General features: G+C 46.9%; 10 protein-coding genes. 4 read left to right on the top strand and 6 right to left on the bottom strand.

What is annotated here, in order from left to right; translation table 11 throughout:
- Positions 1–156 precede the first annotated feature (156 nt).
- Both WBJ53_RS31575 and WBJ53_RS31570 read left to right on the top strand, forming a co-directional pair.
- Positions 157–1152 carry a phosphotransferase gene (locus WBJ53_RS31575; protein ID WP_338873834.1) on the top strand — a complete coding sequence of 332 codons (996 nt, stop codon included), beginning with the start codon at positions 157–159 and terminating at the stop codon, positions 1150–1152.
- Between the two features lie 99 nt (positions 1153–1251).
- Positions 1252–2202: a nucleoside hydrolase gene (locus tag WBJ53_RS31570; protein WP_338873832.1), complete on the top strand. Its 951-nt coding sequence runs from the start codon at positions 1252–1254 to the stop codon at positions 2200–2202.
- 9 nt (positions 2203–2211) lie between these two features.
- Here WBJ53_RS31570 and WBJ53_RS31565 read toward each other — a convergent pair whose 3' ends face one another.
- Positions 2212–4641, bottom strand: a complete 2430-nt coding sequence (locus WBJ53_RS31565) for a TonB-dependent receptor (RefSeq protein WP_338873830.1) — start codon at positions 4639–4641, stop codon at positions 2212–2214.
- A 773-nt stretch (positions 4642–5414) separates the two neighbouring features.
- Between WBJ53_RS31565 and WBJ53_RS31560 the strand changes: the two genes are divergently transcribed.
- A complete protein-coding gene (locus WBJ53_RS31560) occupies positions 5415–6395 on the top strand; it encodes a pyruvate dehydrogenase complex E1 component subunit beta (RefSeq protein ID WP_338873828.1) in 981 nt (326 codons plus the stop codon).
- Between the two features lie 209 nt (positions 6396–6604).
- Entirely contained in the window at positions 6605–6964 is a 360-nt protein-coding gene (locus WBJ53_RS31555) for a hypothetical protein (protein WP_338873826.1), read from the top strand.
- 17 nt (positions 6965–6981) lie between these two features.
- Here WBJ53_RS31555 and WBJ53_RS31550 read toward each other — a convergent pair whose 3' ends face one another.
- The 5 genes from WBJ53_RS31550 to WBJ53_RS31530 form a co-directional block, all read right to left on the bottom strand.
- Entirely contained in the window at positions 6982–7788 is an 807-nt protein-coding gene (locus WBJ53_RS31550) for a sulfite exporter TauE/SafE family protein (protein ID WP_338873824.1), read from the bottom strand.
- A 119-nt stretch (positions 7789–7907) separates the two neighbouring features.
- A complete protein-coding gene (locus tag WBJ53_RS31545; protein ID WP_338873822.1) occupies positions 7908–9407 on the bottom strand; it encodes an amino acid permease in 1500 nt (499 codons plus the stop codon).
- Positions 9408–9572: 165 nt separating this feature from the next.
- Complete coding sequence (secDF, locus tag WBJ53_RS31540) at positions 9573–12650, bottom strand: protein translocase subunit SecDF (protein WP_338873820.1); 3078 nt, start codon at positions 12648–12650, stop codon at positions 9573–9575.
- A 125-nt stretch (positions 12651–12775) separates the two neighbouring features.
- On the bottom strand, positions 12776–13162 hold the full coding sequence (locus WBJ53_RS31535) for a hypothetical protein (RefSeq protein ID WP_338873818.1): 387 nt from the start codon (positions 13160–13162) through the stop codon (positions 12776–12778).
- A gap of 162 nt (positions 13163–13324) precedes the next feature.
- Positions 13325–13822: a hypothetical protein gene (locus WBJ53_RS31530; protein ID WP_338873816.1), complete on the bottom strand. Its 498-nt coding sequence runs from the start codon at positions 13820–13822 to the stop codon at positions 13325–13327.
- Between the last annotated feature and the right edge of the window lie 28 nt (positions 13823–13850).

The raw sequence follows: 13850 nt of genomic DNA, 5'->3' as shown, positions 1-13850 counted from the left end.
CAAAACAGATTACCTGGCAATTGGTTGTCAATCTATTTGGTATTGGTGAACGTATGCCATCTTACATACCTGTCATTAGTCATTACATTTAATGACTAACTGCTGTCTGAAAATACTCTGATCGATATGGTGCACCTGGACGCCCAAAACCTTATTATGCTGCAAGACTACCTTCGTCGGCGCGGCTGGCTCGATACGAACGAAGTAATTTCGGCGGTCGAGAAGCCCGGAGAGGGTAATATGAATTACACCTTGCGCGTAATAACGCTTAATCGCACGCTTATTATAAAGCAGTCGCGTGCCTACGTAGAAAAGTATCCGTCTATTCCGGCTCCGGCAAACCGGGCAATCATTGAAGGACGATTCTACGAGAAAACCCAGCCTGTGCCAATGTTGGCCAGTTATATGCCACAATTGCTTGGTACCGATGAAGAAAATAATATTCTGGTACTTCAGGATTTGGGAACGGCCCGCGATTATACCTTTTTATATAAACCCAGCCAGCTCCTGAGTGAGGCCGATGCCTGGGCCCTCATCGAATATTTATCCGAGTTGCATCATCAGTTTTTGGCCGAAGTTCCTGACCCCGTCTTTGTTAATCAGGAAATGCGGGCGCTTAATCATGAGCACATCTTCAATTACCCGTTTCTACTCGAAAACGGGTTCGATCTTAATACAATTCAGCCCGGTTTGCAGGACGTTGCTATACCCTACAAGCAGGATGTAGAGCTGAAAAAGATTGTGCGTAGACTTGGGCGTCTTTATCTGGACGAGAACGATAACCACACGGACGAACATCCTCACCGGACGTTGCTTCATGGCGATTATTATCCCGGAAGCTGGTTACAGATCGACTCCGATGGCGAAACAACGGTGAAAATAATCGACCCGGAATTTTGTTTTTATGGCCCACCCGAGTTTGATCTGGGCGTAATGATTGCTCACCTAATGATGGCCCAGCAGCCCTTCAGCACACTGGAAGCGATTCTGACAAACTACGAAAAGCCGGTAGGTTTCGATGATACCTTACGGCAACAATTCACGGGTGTTGAAATCATACGTCGATTGATTGGCCTGGCGCAACTACCCCTGAGTTTATCGCTCGAACAAAAACAACAGCTTTTGGAAGAAGCCCGCCGAATGATTGTCTGATTCGGTTTTGTGTTCGGTCATTGGTTATTCGAATAAACGGTACTCATCGCAAAGTATCCAATGGCAAATCTGACGTATTATTATTGACTAACCCGTTCTATGTTGACTCCGTCTGCTGAACCATCTTCAGTACCTCGCCGTATCTGGCTCGATACCGATATAATGATCGGAATGAAGGATAAAACGCCCCGTGAAGTCGATGATGCCATTGCGCTCATAATGGCTCTGGAGCATCCTGACAAAGTGGAACTGGTTGGTATCAGCACCATCACCTATGCAAACTATTCCTACGAAGTGACGCAGAAAATACTGGGCTGGTATAACAAAACGGGCCGGACAATTCCGGTTTATCGAGGCTCGGATACGGCCAAAGACGTTGGTATCGAAAACGATGCCAGTCGGGCTTTAGCCAATGCACTTCGCCACGAAAAAATGCCCATTCTGGCCATTGGCCCGCTTACCAATGTCGCCACCGTAGTACAGAATCATCCTGAACTAATTCCGCAGATCGAAGAAGTAATTGTTTGCGGTGGTCGTACGCCGGGTTTACCTTTTAAGCCCGGACTGGAAAAAATGTCGGTGGGCGATTACAACTTTGAGATGGACCCCGAATCGTTTCGGATTTTATTCGATGCGGGCATCAACATGGTTTTATCGGGTTATGAGTGTAGTATTTACCTGTTTCTTGGCAAAACGGATATTGAGTTTCTGAACAATGGAACAGAAGCAGATCAGTGGGTCTATGATCAGTTGCGGCCCTGGCAACAGTTCAATGAGTCGCTTTTTGGCGTCGATGGCTTTGTGCCCTGGGATACAACCCCGCTCGGTTATCTGACTCATCCGAACTATTTCAGGTATTATGAGCATATACCCGTTCGGATCAATGTTCGGCAAAGCGATACGGAGCCAGCCGAAACAAAGCCTTATCTGGAAGTTTCCTACGACTACACCGATACCTCCTGGCGAGCTACCTATGCCTACAAAACTTTACCCGGCTTTGAGGAGATTGTGATTGAAGACCTGAAACGGGCAGCCGCGCGAAACGGGTAATGAGTCGGCTTATTTCTTATCGTCGTTACTGATTTTGCGGCTTTGCTTTCCGCCCGAACTCATCTGACCGAATTTATAGCTGACCGTAAGCCGTACAGAACGGTTCATATAAAACGAAATGTTTTGGGCAGTGTAAGAAGGAGCAAACTGATTGCTTGTGATCTTGACATCCCGATTGAATGGGTTATTGATGTTCAGCGTCAGGCTGGCTTTTTTGTCGATAAATTCCTTCTTAGCTGATAAGCTGTAATAGTACCAGCCTGTATTGCGACTTTGCAGGGATACCCAGCCTGAGCTTACAAAACCGTTGCTTTGCAGGGTCCAGTCTTTGGGTAGTTTATACGAAAAATTAGGACTTATGCTCCATATCCAGCCGGTCGTTTGCTGCTGAAACGCAATACTAGTCAGATGTACGTATGTCAGTTCACTGTTGATGCTAAGATTGATGTTTTTGTTGGGTTGAAGCGTCAAATTAAGGTTTGCACCGTAGCTGGCATTGCGGCCAATGTTTTGCGGAGCCGACAGCGCTACCCCCTGCGCATCGACGGCTGAAAGCCATTCGATGGAGTTGTTTGTTTGCCGCCAGAACAGGGCCGCATTAAAAGAAGAACCACTCTCACCGAACGTACTATAGGAGAGCTCGGTTGCGTGGGTGAGTTCGGGATTCAGATATGGATTGCCTGTCTGTATATTTTTGGGGTCACTATAGTTGCGATACGGATTCAAATACCAGATTAGCGGCCGCGAAATTCGTTGGGTATAGCTAATTTTTACCGTATGCTTGCTGGCAAGGGTTTTGGCCAGCGAAAAACTCGGGATCAAATTCTGATACTGGTTCGAAAAACGGCTCTGCGTTGTCACGAAATTGCCGTCGATGCTGGTGTGTTCAAGGCGGGTTCCGGCCGTTAGGTTCCACTTCCGTTTTGTGTCTATTTTGAGTGAAGCATAGCCAGCCATTACCCGCTGGTTATAAGTAAACTCATTCGATCGGGTCGGATCAACCGCATAGTCGACTTCTTTACCTGTCAGGGCCTGTTCAATAACAAATTCGCTGCCAATGTCGCGCAGAATAGTTTTGGCTCCGATTTCCGCTTTTATCGTGAGGGTGTCGTGTTTGGTGTAGGTGGTAAAGGGATGCGCATAATCGGTCTGGAAGGTATATTCATTGTTTCGGCTAAGATTGGTACTACGCTCCAGATAAGCAGGCACCTCCGACTGCCTGTCGGTTTGTGTAATGGTATAGTAATAATTGTCGGGCATCCGGGCATATTGCGTTAACAGGCTGAATTCCTGCCCTGTTTTTTTGAATGTTTTGGTCCAGCCCAGGTTAAATTCTGTATTGCCGTAAGGGTTCCGATACTTAATATCCCGATGATATTGTTGTAGAACCTGGCCCTGGGTATCGGTCAGCCGGCTATCGAGTGTGCTGTTCATCGGGAAATCTCCACCCCAGGCATTGGCCGAAAAGTTAATGCGGTTCGTTGTATCGGGGTCATAATCAACGCTCATTTCGCCAAAGCCACCCGTACCGGTATTGTCGCGTGCTGTACTTTGCTGCAAAAAGCTGGTTGGCTGTCCATCAGACAATGCCGTTCGAAAACTGCTCGTTTCCCCAATATTTCGGTATTGATAGCCATTCAGCGAAATGGCCAGACCGAGTTTTTTGCCCTTGATGTTCAAATTTCCTCCCAACGAACGATTTAGGTTTCCGCCCGTCACGTTTATTGTGCCATTAGTGCCTTTTACGCCTTTTTTGGTAATAATGTTGATTACTCCTGCCGATCCTTCTGCATCGTATTTTGCACCGGGACTAGTAATTACTTCAACCGTTTTAATGATGTTGGCAGGCATTTGCTTAAGCGCATCAGCCAGATTTCGGGCCATAATGGAGGAGGGTTTGCCATTCACCAGCACCTTTATGTTGCCACTGCCGCGCATTTTCAGATTACCATCCATATCTACGGTCAGCATAGGCACCTTCCGCAACACATCCACGGCCGTGCCGCCGGTATTCGACACATCAGTTTCGGCATTATAAACCAGCCGGTCACCTTTGTCTTCTACCAGCGGTTTCTGAGCAACAACATTAACCTCTTTCAAATTACGGCTGTCTGGCGGTACAAGTATACTGCCCAGATCAATAGCGGGCTTGCCAGTCGTAAGAGTTACGTTGTCGATGGTTTGGGATTTGTAGCCAACAAACGAGATAATCACTTTATACCTGCCAAAGGGGATTCGATCAAGTATAAATGAACCTTTGTCGTTGGTAGTTACACCCGTTAGCAACTTACTGTCGGGTGTTTGGAGCGCAACAGTAGCAAACGGAATTGGCTTAGAGGTCGTTGAGTCGATAAGTAGGCCATTAATTCGTCCCAGACCTGATTGAGCCATTGATACGAATGGGTAAAGAATAAGCAGGAATACGAAAAATTTTTTCATATAAGAAGGTTGAACGTATGGCTGTGGCAGAAATGATGGGCAAAACTAAGTAAGCCGATTTTTAAGATTGGTCTCGTTATGAAAATTTAACAATCCATAGGTTTTATAATGCCTATAGGATTTGCTCTTTTTAAGCTCAAACAGAGAGTTTATACGCTTATTGACCTATCGGCCATGGGCAGATTTTTGCCTGGTTCGGTCATACGAACCAAAAGTAGAGACCCGTTTTCTGGCAATTGAAAAAGCCATGCAAAACATTGTAAACGATTTGTAAAAGTACGTTTTAGGCATAGAGGATAGAGATAACGCATGAGATAAGAGTGTTCTGATTCTTTTTCACAAAGCCGGATTATGCTAATTGAGACACGGCGACTGTCGCATTACTACCCGTAAGCTTATCGAAGCTCGAAAGCCCTTAGCCTTTCGTCTAGTTGCGGACATTGCACATGGCTGGCATTACGAACTGGAAATTGGCATTCCTCTTTTCTGATTCGTAAGCTTAAACAGATAGTTGATGCTATAAGCCCTACAATTGCACACGAACGAAATGCTGATGAGAGAATGCTAAAGTGGTTGGTAACAGAGAAAGAGGGACCTGTTTTCGTTTATTAAGAGTACCCTGTCAGAGCGCAGAGTCGGATATTCGTAGAACCCGCTAACGAGCATTTGACGAATCAGGGCATTTTGCCTAATTTTGATCAGTTTTTAGCCAAATGTTGTCGGATAGCGTCAGATTATCCAGTGTAACATAAAACGAAATCAACCGATTTAGGATGAGAGAAATACAGTTCCGCGAAGCCCTGCGGGAGGCCATGTCGGAGGAAATGCGCCGGGACCCAAAAGTGTATCTGATGGGCGAAGAAGTTGCCGAGTATAACGGTGCTTACAAAGTCAGTCAGGGCATGCTGGATGAGTTTGGGCCAGAACGGGTAGTCGATACGCCAATTGCCGAGTTAGGTTTCGCCGGTATAGGAGTTGGTTCGGCCATTAACGGCTTGCGCCCAATTATTGAATTCATGACCTTCAACTTTTCGCTGGTGGCGATTGATCAGGTCATTAACTCAGCGGCAAAAGTTATGTCGATGTCGGGCGGGCAATATTCCTGCCCGATTGTGTTTCGGGGCCCTACCGGTAATGCCGGTATGCTATCGAGCCAGCACTCGCAAAACTTTGAAAACTGGTTTGCCAATACACCCGGCCTGAAAGTTGTTGTGCCATCGAATCCCTACGATGCCAAAGGACTTCTGAAATCGTCGATTCGTGACAATGACCCGGTCATTTTTATGGAATCTGAATTGATGTATGGCGACAAAGGTCAGGTTCCCGAAGAAGAGTACCTGATCCCGATTGGCCAGGCTCACGTTGTACGCGAAGGAAATGACGTTACGATTGTATCGTTCGGCAAAATTATGAAAGTAGCGTTGGCCGCGGCTGACGAACTGGCCAAGAATGGCGTTTCGGCTGAGGTAATCGACCTGCGTACGGTTCGCCCAATCGACTATGCAACAATTATTAATTCGGTTAAAAAAACCAACCGGTGCGTCATTGTAGAAGAAGCCTGGCCACTGGCAGCTATTTCGTCGGAGCTAACCTATAACATCCAGCGCAATGCTTTCGATTATCTGGATGCTCCGGTAATTCGGGTAAATAGCATGGATTTGCCATTGCCCTATGCACCGACCCTCATTGAAGCGATTCTGCCAAGTGTGAAACGAACACTGCAAGCTGTTGAATCGGTGATGTATAAAAAATAAGCGCTGACGTGGATGTTAGCTGAGTGCACAAAAAAAGCGTCGGTCGACAGAACTGACGCTTTTTTTGTGGCCAATAAAAAAGCCCGACCGTTTTGGACGAGCTGCTGTTTCTGGCTTAGTTATTGTTATAACCGTCTTGATGAGCTTTTAGTTTAGGCTTTGAAAAATAGCGGGATTATTTTTCAAAATATTGCTGAAAATGAATAAAAATGAATAAGGATATTGAAAACGAGCTGAAAGGGTCCAGAATCCGACCTACGGGTCGAACGATCTATGAAGTAACAATTCAGCATGTCGGATCGTTGAACGTGCTTCGTCAGCGCGAATCGACCGTTATTTTTTTTTCTAACCTTCGGAAAGCTGTTGATGCAATTACGGCAGAACTGGCTCTGGCAAACTGGCCACCCAGAGTAAACTATACCGCTGTATACCGAGGTATCAAGCTTCGTGATTTTTATAGTTGCGATTTTGATGTTGCAGGTACGCGGGTTTTCAGAATTAAAGTAGTTGCCCGTGTGTTAAATCCGGCATTGCCCCGACTGGGGATTGATGATAATCCGGGCAGGTAATGGATTGGTTAGAAGGCCTAAAACAGGTGATGCAGTTCGTTCACCAGGATGTAGCAGGCTACTGCTAATACAAACCAGCCAAAACCCTTTTTTAGCTGACCAGGGGCTAGATAGTGCGCCAGATACATACCAATAAAAATTCCCAGTACTGAAAGGCCCGTAAATGGTAATAGAAAGTTCCAGTCGAGTGTTGTATGCTGAATATCGCCCATAAAGCCAACAAACGAATTGACGGCTATAATCAATACCGACGTAGCAACAGCCCTACGAATGGGCAGACCTGCCAGAAGCACCAGCATAGGTACAATCAGAAATCCTCCTCCGGCTCCAATAGTTCCTGTTAACAGCCCAACAGCGAATCCATCGAGTGCCAGTCCTGCGTAGCGCGGGCGTCCGTCGGCAGCCTCTCCCTGTTCGGGTCGTTCGTTGCGAATCATGGCGCGGGCGGCCATAATCATCACAATGGCAAAAAAGTAAAGTAGTGCCTTATTTTTGGGCAGAATGAAACCGTTGAGCTGAAAAAGTGGGTCGGGTAGGGCCGGAACCAGAAATCGGCGGCTTAAAAAAACGGATATAAATGATGGCAGGGCAAACGTCAGCGTTACCGGGAAGTCGACACGCTTTTTTAGAGTATGATTAAGGGAACCGATCAGCGAAGTGGCTCCTACTACAAATAAGGAATAGGATGTGGCAAGGACGGTTGGAATGTTAAAGAGGTATACAAAAATAGGTACTGTTAGAATCGATCCTCCTCCGCCCGTCAATCCAATCACAATACCTACCACTATGGCAGATATATATCCAATTAATGTTTGTTGACTCATTTTGTAGCAAAGCTACTCATTGACCTAAAAATTTCGGTATTCTATAGTCATAAAGCCAACAGCCCGACACCAGATTTAATGGTGTCGGGCTGTTGGCTTTATACACTTTGGTCGTCACCTTACTCCGGATTGTTCAGGTTACTGTGTTTGCGGCTATACAGGAAGTACACGATCAGGCCTAATGTTCCCCAGACCAGAAACGCGATTTTGGTATCGACACGGAGGTTCCACATCAGGTATAGGTTCGCCAGAATTCCCATTGTTGCTACAACAGGCAAGGCCGGAGTCTTGTAAGGGCGTTCCAGATTTGGCTCTCGAACGCGCAGCAGCCATACCGCAGCGCAAATCATGGCAAAGGCAAGCAATGTGCCAGAGCTACACAACTCAGAGACCTTATCGATGGGGGTCAATGCTGCAACAACCGATACGATTCCTCCAACCAGAATCGTACTCTTCCAGGGGGTTTTAAACGTTGGGTGAATGGCAGCAAACAGCCCTTTGGGCAGGAGGCCATCTTTGGCCATACCCAGGAAGATCCGTGTTTGGCCAAGCATCATTACCAGCATAACTGAGGTTAGCCCCGCAATAGCTGCAATTGTAATGATGTAAACAGCCCAGGTCAGCCCTACATCGGCAAATGCCTGTGCAACAGGTGCTTTTAGGTCAAGTTTATCATACGGAACCATGCCTGTTAACACCAGTGAGACCAGAATATATAACAGCGTACAGATAATTAACGAAGCTATAATAGCGAAGGGGACGTCTTTTCGGGGATTGATTGCTTCGCCTGCCTGAGTCGATACTGCATCAAAACCAATGTAGGCGAAGAAGACAATACTGGCCGCCGTCACCACGCCATTAAAACCAAAGTGAGGCTGGCCTTTTTCGTCAATTGTTTCCAGCGGAATAAAAGGTGTCCAGTTGGTTGGATCTACATAAAATGAGCCGGCAATAATAACGAAAATAACGGCTATTACTTTGGTTATTACAATCAGGTTGTTGGTACTTGCCGCTTCCTTAATCCCTTTTACCAGAATGTATGTTACGACCCATACGATCAGGAAAGCGGGTAAATTTATAGCAAAGGAAAATTCTGGAATTGCTTCACCGGCTGCTCGTAGTTGCGTCGCTTTTTCCTGCGCCGTAATGGGATCGTTTAGTAACCAGACGGGAGGATTTATATGAAACAGGTGCATTAGTTTCTCAAAGTATCCCGACCAGCTAACGGCTACGGTTGTGGCTCCCATCATGTATTCCAGAATAAGGTTCCAGCCAATGAACCAGGCGAAAATTTCGCCAACAGTTCCGTATGAATAGGCATAGGCCGAACCTTCAACGGGTAAGATAGAAGCAAATTCGGCATAGCAGAGCGCGGCAAATGTACAGGCTACACCCGCCAGCACAAACGAGAGTGCCAGGGCTGGACCTGCCCAGTCGTGAGCGGCTATACCCGTCAGAACGAAAATACCGCCACCGATGACCGCTCCAATACCTAATGATGTTAGCCCCCATCGGGTCAGAACCCGCTTAAGTTCACTCTTTTGCATGTCTGCCGCATAAGCCGAAAGCGGCTTTTTGCGCATGATGCTAGTATCAACTGGTTTTAGTTTGGTTTCCATGCAGGAAAATAGAGTTTGGTGATAATGGCTTTTGGAAAAAGATTCTTAGGTGAAAACGTCGTGAAATATACGAAAAAAATGAGTGAAAGAGCGAAAGAGTGAAAGAGCGAGAGCCAGTAGGCAAATTTTTCGCTCTTTCACTCTTTCGCTCTTTCACTCATTTTCTTACGATTGCGAAGGGCGAATCAATGGCTTTTTCTCTTTTTTCTCCTTCTTGGCGGTGAACTCTTCGGGCGTAGCCGCAGGGGCAGTCGTCGTAAAGTCTGCCGGTACAGCGTCAAAACCAGTTTTCTTCTCAATCACCGGCTTGTCGTCTTCTTTATCCTGATCGCGGCTCAGAGCATCTACCACAATAGGCGTAGCAACGAACAACGATGAGTATGTACCAACAATAACGCCAATGAGCATCGCGAATGAGAAGCCACGAATGGTTTCTCCTCCGAAAATAAAGAGCACCAACAGTACCAGAATGGTTGAGAAGCCAGTAACAGCCGTACGACTCAGCGTACTATTCAGAGCATTGTTGATAATAGTTGGAATGCTTTCTTTTTTGCCGCGGTTTTCATTCAGGTATTCCCGAACGCGGTCGAATACAACTACAGTATCGTTCATCGAATATCCCATAATCGTTAGCAGAGCGCCTACAAATGCCTGATCGACATCGAGTGAGAAGGGTAGCAAACCGTTGAAAATCGAGAATATAGCCAGAATGATAAGTACATCGTGGAACATGGCCACCACAGCGCCGTATCCAAAGGCCAGCCGTTTAAACCGAATCAGGATATAGATGAAAACGACCGCTACCGCCAGCAGGATCGACCAAAGTGCCGACGTCATGATATCGTAAGCGATGGTTGGTCCAACTTTCTGCGAACTTTCGATTTTGGCAGGGTTTCCTTTCAGGCTGCTTAATCCTTTGTAGATGGTGGCCTCGGCCCGTTTGTCAGCACCTTCCGAATTGTCGTCTACCAGATAAGGTGTTGTTACTTTTACCTGATTAGCGCCAATACCGGTTCCGCCGTAGGTTTTTACTTCGGGCGAAGCACCCAGAACGCCTTCGAGCGCGTTGCGTACATCGTCGGTGCTGACGGCTTTTTCAAATCGAATCACATACGACCGTCCACCTTTAAAGTCGACGCCAAGGCCAAAGCCTTTGAATAGGACAGAAATAATACCGGCAGCAATAATGACCGACGAAATGGTGTAGTACAGCTTCCGGCGCGATACGAAATCGAAGTTCGAATCTTTAAACAGGTTTTTGGCCCACGACGACGAGAAGGTCAGGGTTTTACCATTGCGAATATACGATTCCAGCAGCAGGCGGGTGATGAAGATAGCGGCAAACAACGAAGTCAGAATACCGATAATAAGCGTTGTGGCAAAACCCAGGATCAGCCCCGTTCCGAAAATGAACAGGACAATACCGGTCAGGAAGGTTGTTACGTTTGAGTCAATAATCGACGACATGGCGTTTGTGAACCCATCACTAACGGCCTGCTTAAAGGTTTTTCCCAGTGCCAGTTCTTCTTTGATTCGCTCAAAAATCAGTACGTTGGCATCCACCGCCATACCAATCGATAGCACAATACCAGCAATACCAGGCATGGTGAGCACTGCACCAAGGGAGGCCATAACACCCAGCAGGAAGAACAGGTTGACAACCAGCGCAACGTCGGCAATAAGTCCAGCACGATTGTAGTAGAATACAACAAAACCGAAGACAAGCAGAATACCAATTACTGACGAAATAACACCGGCACTAACCGCTTCAGACCCCAGTGTAGCGCCAACAACGCTTTCTTCAACAATGTTGGTCGGCGCGGGTAACTTACCGGCTTTCAGGACGTTAGCCATATCTTTGGTCTCTTCTACGGTGAAGCTGCCTGAAATGCTAGAACGGCCATTCGGAATTTCGTTTTGTACGTTAGGGGCAGTATAAACCAGATTGTCGAGCAGAATTGCGATTGGGCGACCAACGTTGGCAGCTGTCAGGTTTTTCCACTTACGGGCACCTTCGGCATTCATGTTCATCGTTACTTCCGGACGGCCACGGTCATCATAATCATTAGTGGCATCCGTAATTACATCGCCCTCAAGCGGAGCACGTCCACCTGGTTTTTTCAGGAAATAGAGTGGCAGAATCTCTTTGCCATCCGTTGCTTTAAAGGTCTTACGATCCCAGGCCGGAACGGCATCGGCCGGAAACAGGCTGCGTACCTCTGCTGCGTTCAGCACGGCATTAGCACGAGCAGTATCTTTCAGATAAACACCGAGCTGATCCTGGCCAATTGGCAGAAACAGTTGGGTTAATGCTGTACCCTGAGCTGCTGCTGCAGCCGTATCGTTTTTGGCCGTCGAATCTTTTTTTGCACCCTGTGCTAACTGCGATTCAAGGCTGCTTCCTTTCGAGGCCGTTCCGGCCGTTGGTGAGGTTGCTGTCGTTTTTTGAGCTGCTTTACGGGCTGTTTCTTCGCGCAGCAGGTAAGCGCCCATACCTTCAATAGCGGGAGCTAGTTCGTTTAGGCGGTAAACTTCGGTAAACTCCAGTTTTGCCGCTCCTGTTAGTAAACGACGCACTCGTTCTGGATTGTCGACACCTGGCAGTTCGATCTGAATACGCCCCGAACCTGGCAGACGCTGAATATTGGGGTTAGCTACCCCGAATTTATCAACCCGAGCCTGAATGATCTGGAAAGCCCGTCCGAAGGCTCCATTGACCTCGTCGTTCAGCAGTTTCCGAACTTCTGTATCCGACGACTGGAAGTTGATTTTGCTGCGGTTGGCGCTTGTTGCAAAAATGCTCGCCAGTTTGGTATCGGGAGCCAGTTTTTTGAAGTTATTGGCAAACAGGTCAACAAAGCTGGTGTTGCTTGTTTTCTGGTCTTCGGCAGCTTGTTTGAGCGCTTCGTTAAATTTCGGATCGCGGTTGTTGCCCGAAAGGCTACGAAGAATGTCGGCAGGCGACACTTCAAGCACCACGTGCATACCCCCCTGTAAGTCCAGACCAAGACCTAACTCACGCTCTGAGACTTCCTGTAAGGTGCTACCCAAAAAAACGGGCTCTTTCCAGAGCGAATCGAGGTAGTGCTGCTTTTTGGCAAGGTCTACCTGTCCTTGTTTATTGGTTGCGTAAGCCTCGGCATCGGTTTTGATGCTTCGCGAGACAAACGTAAATGACAGAAAGTAGATGCAGATAGCGGCAAGAACTCCTGTCAGAATGAGTATTCCGGTTCGATTTTGCATTAGATAGAAAATTTGGAAACTGAATTCTGGACGCCAGACTCTTAATTAAATTGAATAATGAACGGCAACAGACACTGCGTTAGTGGGTCTAACGTCCAGTGTTCATTATCCAACATTCTGGCTAATTAGGGCGCATTTGTGGCAATATGATGCCCAAAAACGTATTTGAAGTAGGAAAAATAAAAATGGGGAAGCGTGAAATGCCTGAGTAGAGGAACACTCAGTAGCAACAGAATCACGAGCGTTGGAACTGGAAGCAGAAATGCAGTCTGGCTGCCTCCATCTAATGTTATTGCCGGGGTAACGACCGCTTCAAACTGGGCCGCGCTCAGTTGGGCATCCGACGTGTGAGAATCGGGTGTTTTGCCTGCTTTGCTTTGTTCGGCAACTGCCTTTTTGGCCGCTAATGCCTGTTGGTTAGCCATACTGCTATAGCCCTGCATTGCCGAAAATAGCAATAACGTAGCCAGCAGCAGGCTCGAAAGACGTTGTATGATGCGCGGTTGCTTCATAAAATCCCTTAGCGGATTACAAATCTCGTACCATTTTCAATAGAATGCAAGTATAAACACAACCATTCTTCCAATAAGAATGCCATACTATTTTGCCCGAAAACAAAATGACCGAATCTAGCCGTAAAACGGTGTTAGACTAAAAAATAGTACTGATCCAACTTAATCACCCTGGTACTTTATAGTTAGATTCGGTCTTAGAAAATAATCTACTACCATCAGGACACTTACAGCAAAAAGGGTCAAGGGATAACTAATCGGAAGGGCCTCGAGGCTTCTCTCCACGCTAGAAAGAAAACGATCCAGCCCCGATGAGGTTGGTTGAGGAGGACTGACAGGAAAAAGAAGTACACAGAAAAGAACGATCAATACCAGGGTTGCCACCATCATATACCATATACGAGGGCGAATGATAGGTGCCAACGGTTTGGATTGCGAAATCACAAGCTGATTCATGACCCGACGATTGAAAGCAGTCGATGGCTTTTCGATAAGGGTATGCGCCTGGAAAAGCTGGATCAGGGATGCTTCGTTGGCCAGATCCAGTTCCGACTCAGCCTGTACTCGTTTCATAAGGGCATTGGTAAAGTCATTGCCCGGTTTGTCGGGTCCTGCTTTTTGGATCAGCCTTCGGAAACGATCTTCTTTCTCGTTCTCCATAGAAAATGGGCAGTTTAAAACGATAAGT

It is taken from the genome of Spirosoma sp. SC4-14 (assembly GCF_037201965.1).
In the GTDB taxonomy this organism is placed as follows: domain Bacteria; phylum Bacteroidota; class Bacteroidia; order Cytophagales; family Spirosomataceae; genus Spirosoma.
Note: the sequence above shows the minus strand (reverse complement) of the source record. Positions and strands in the feature narration are given on the sequence as shown.

What these genes read in the sequence shown, in the direction of transcription:
- WBJ53_RS31575 (WP_338873834.1), top strand. Translation starts at nt 157, where the DNA reads ATGCTGCAAGACTACCTTCGTCGGCGCGGCTGGCTCGATACGAACGAA.
- WBJ53_RS31570 (WP_338873832.1), top strand. Translation starts at nt 1,252, where the DNA reads ATGTTGACTCCGTCTGCTGAACCATCTTCAGTACCTCGCCGTATCTGG.
- WBJ53_RS31565 (WP_338873830.1), bottom strand. Translation starts at nt 4,641, where the DNA reads ATGAAAAAATTTTTCGTATTCCTGCTTATTCTTTACCCATTCGTATCA.
- WBJ53_RS31560 (WP_338873828.1), top strand. Translation starts at nt 5,415, where the DNA reads ATGAGAGAAATACAGTTCCGCGAAGCCCTGCGGGAGGCCATGTCGGAG.
- WBJ53_RS31555 (WP_338873826.1), top strand. Translation starts at nt 6,605, where the DNA reads ATGAATAAGGATATTGAAAACGAGCTGAAAGGGTCCAGAATCCGACCT.
- WBJ53_RS31550 (WP_338873824.1), bottom strand. Translation starts at nt 7,788, where the DNA reads ATGAGTCAACAAACATTAATTGGATATATATCTGCCATAGTGGTAGGT.
- WBJ53_RS31545 (WP_338873822.1), bottom strand. Translation starts at nt 9,407, where the DNA reads ATGGAAACCAAACTAAAACCAGTTGATACTAGCATCATGCGCAAAAAG.
- secDF (WP_338873820.1), bottom strand. Translation starts at nt 12,650, where the DNA reads ATGCAAAATCGAACCGGAATACTCATTCTGACAGGAGTTCTTGCCGCT.
- WBJ53_RS31535 (WP_338873818.1), bottom strand. Translation starts at nt 13,162, where the DNA reads ATGAAGCAACCGCGCATCATACAACGTCTTTCGAGCCTGCTGCTGGCT.
- WBJ53_RS31530 (WP_338873816.1), bottom strand. Translation starts at nt 13,822, where the DNA reads ATGGAGAACGAGAAAGAAGATCGTTTCCGAAGGCTGATCCAAAAAGCA.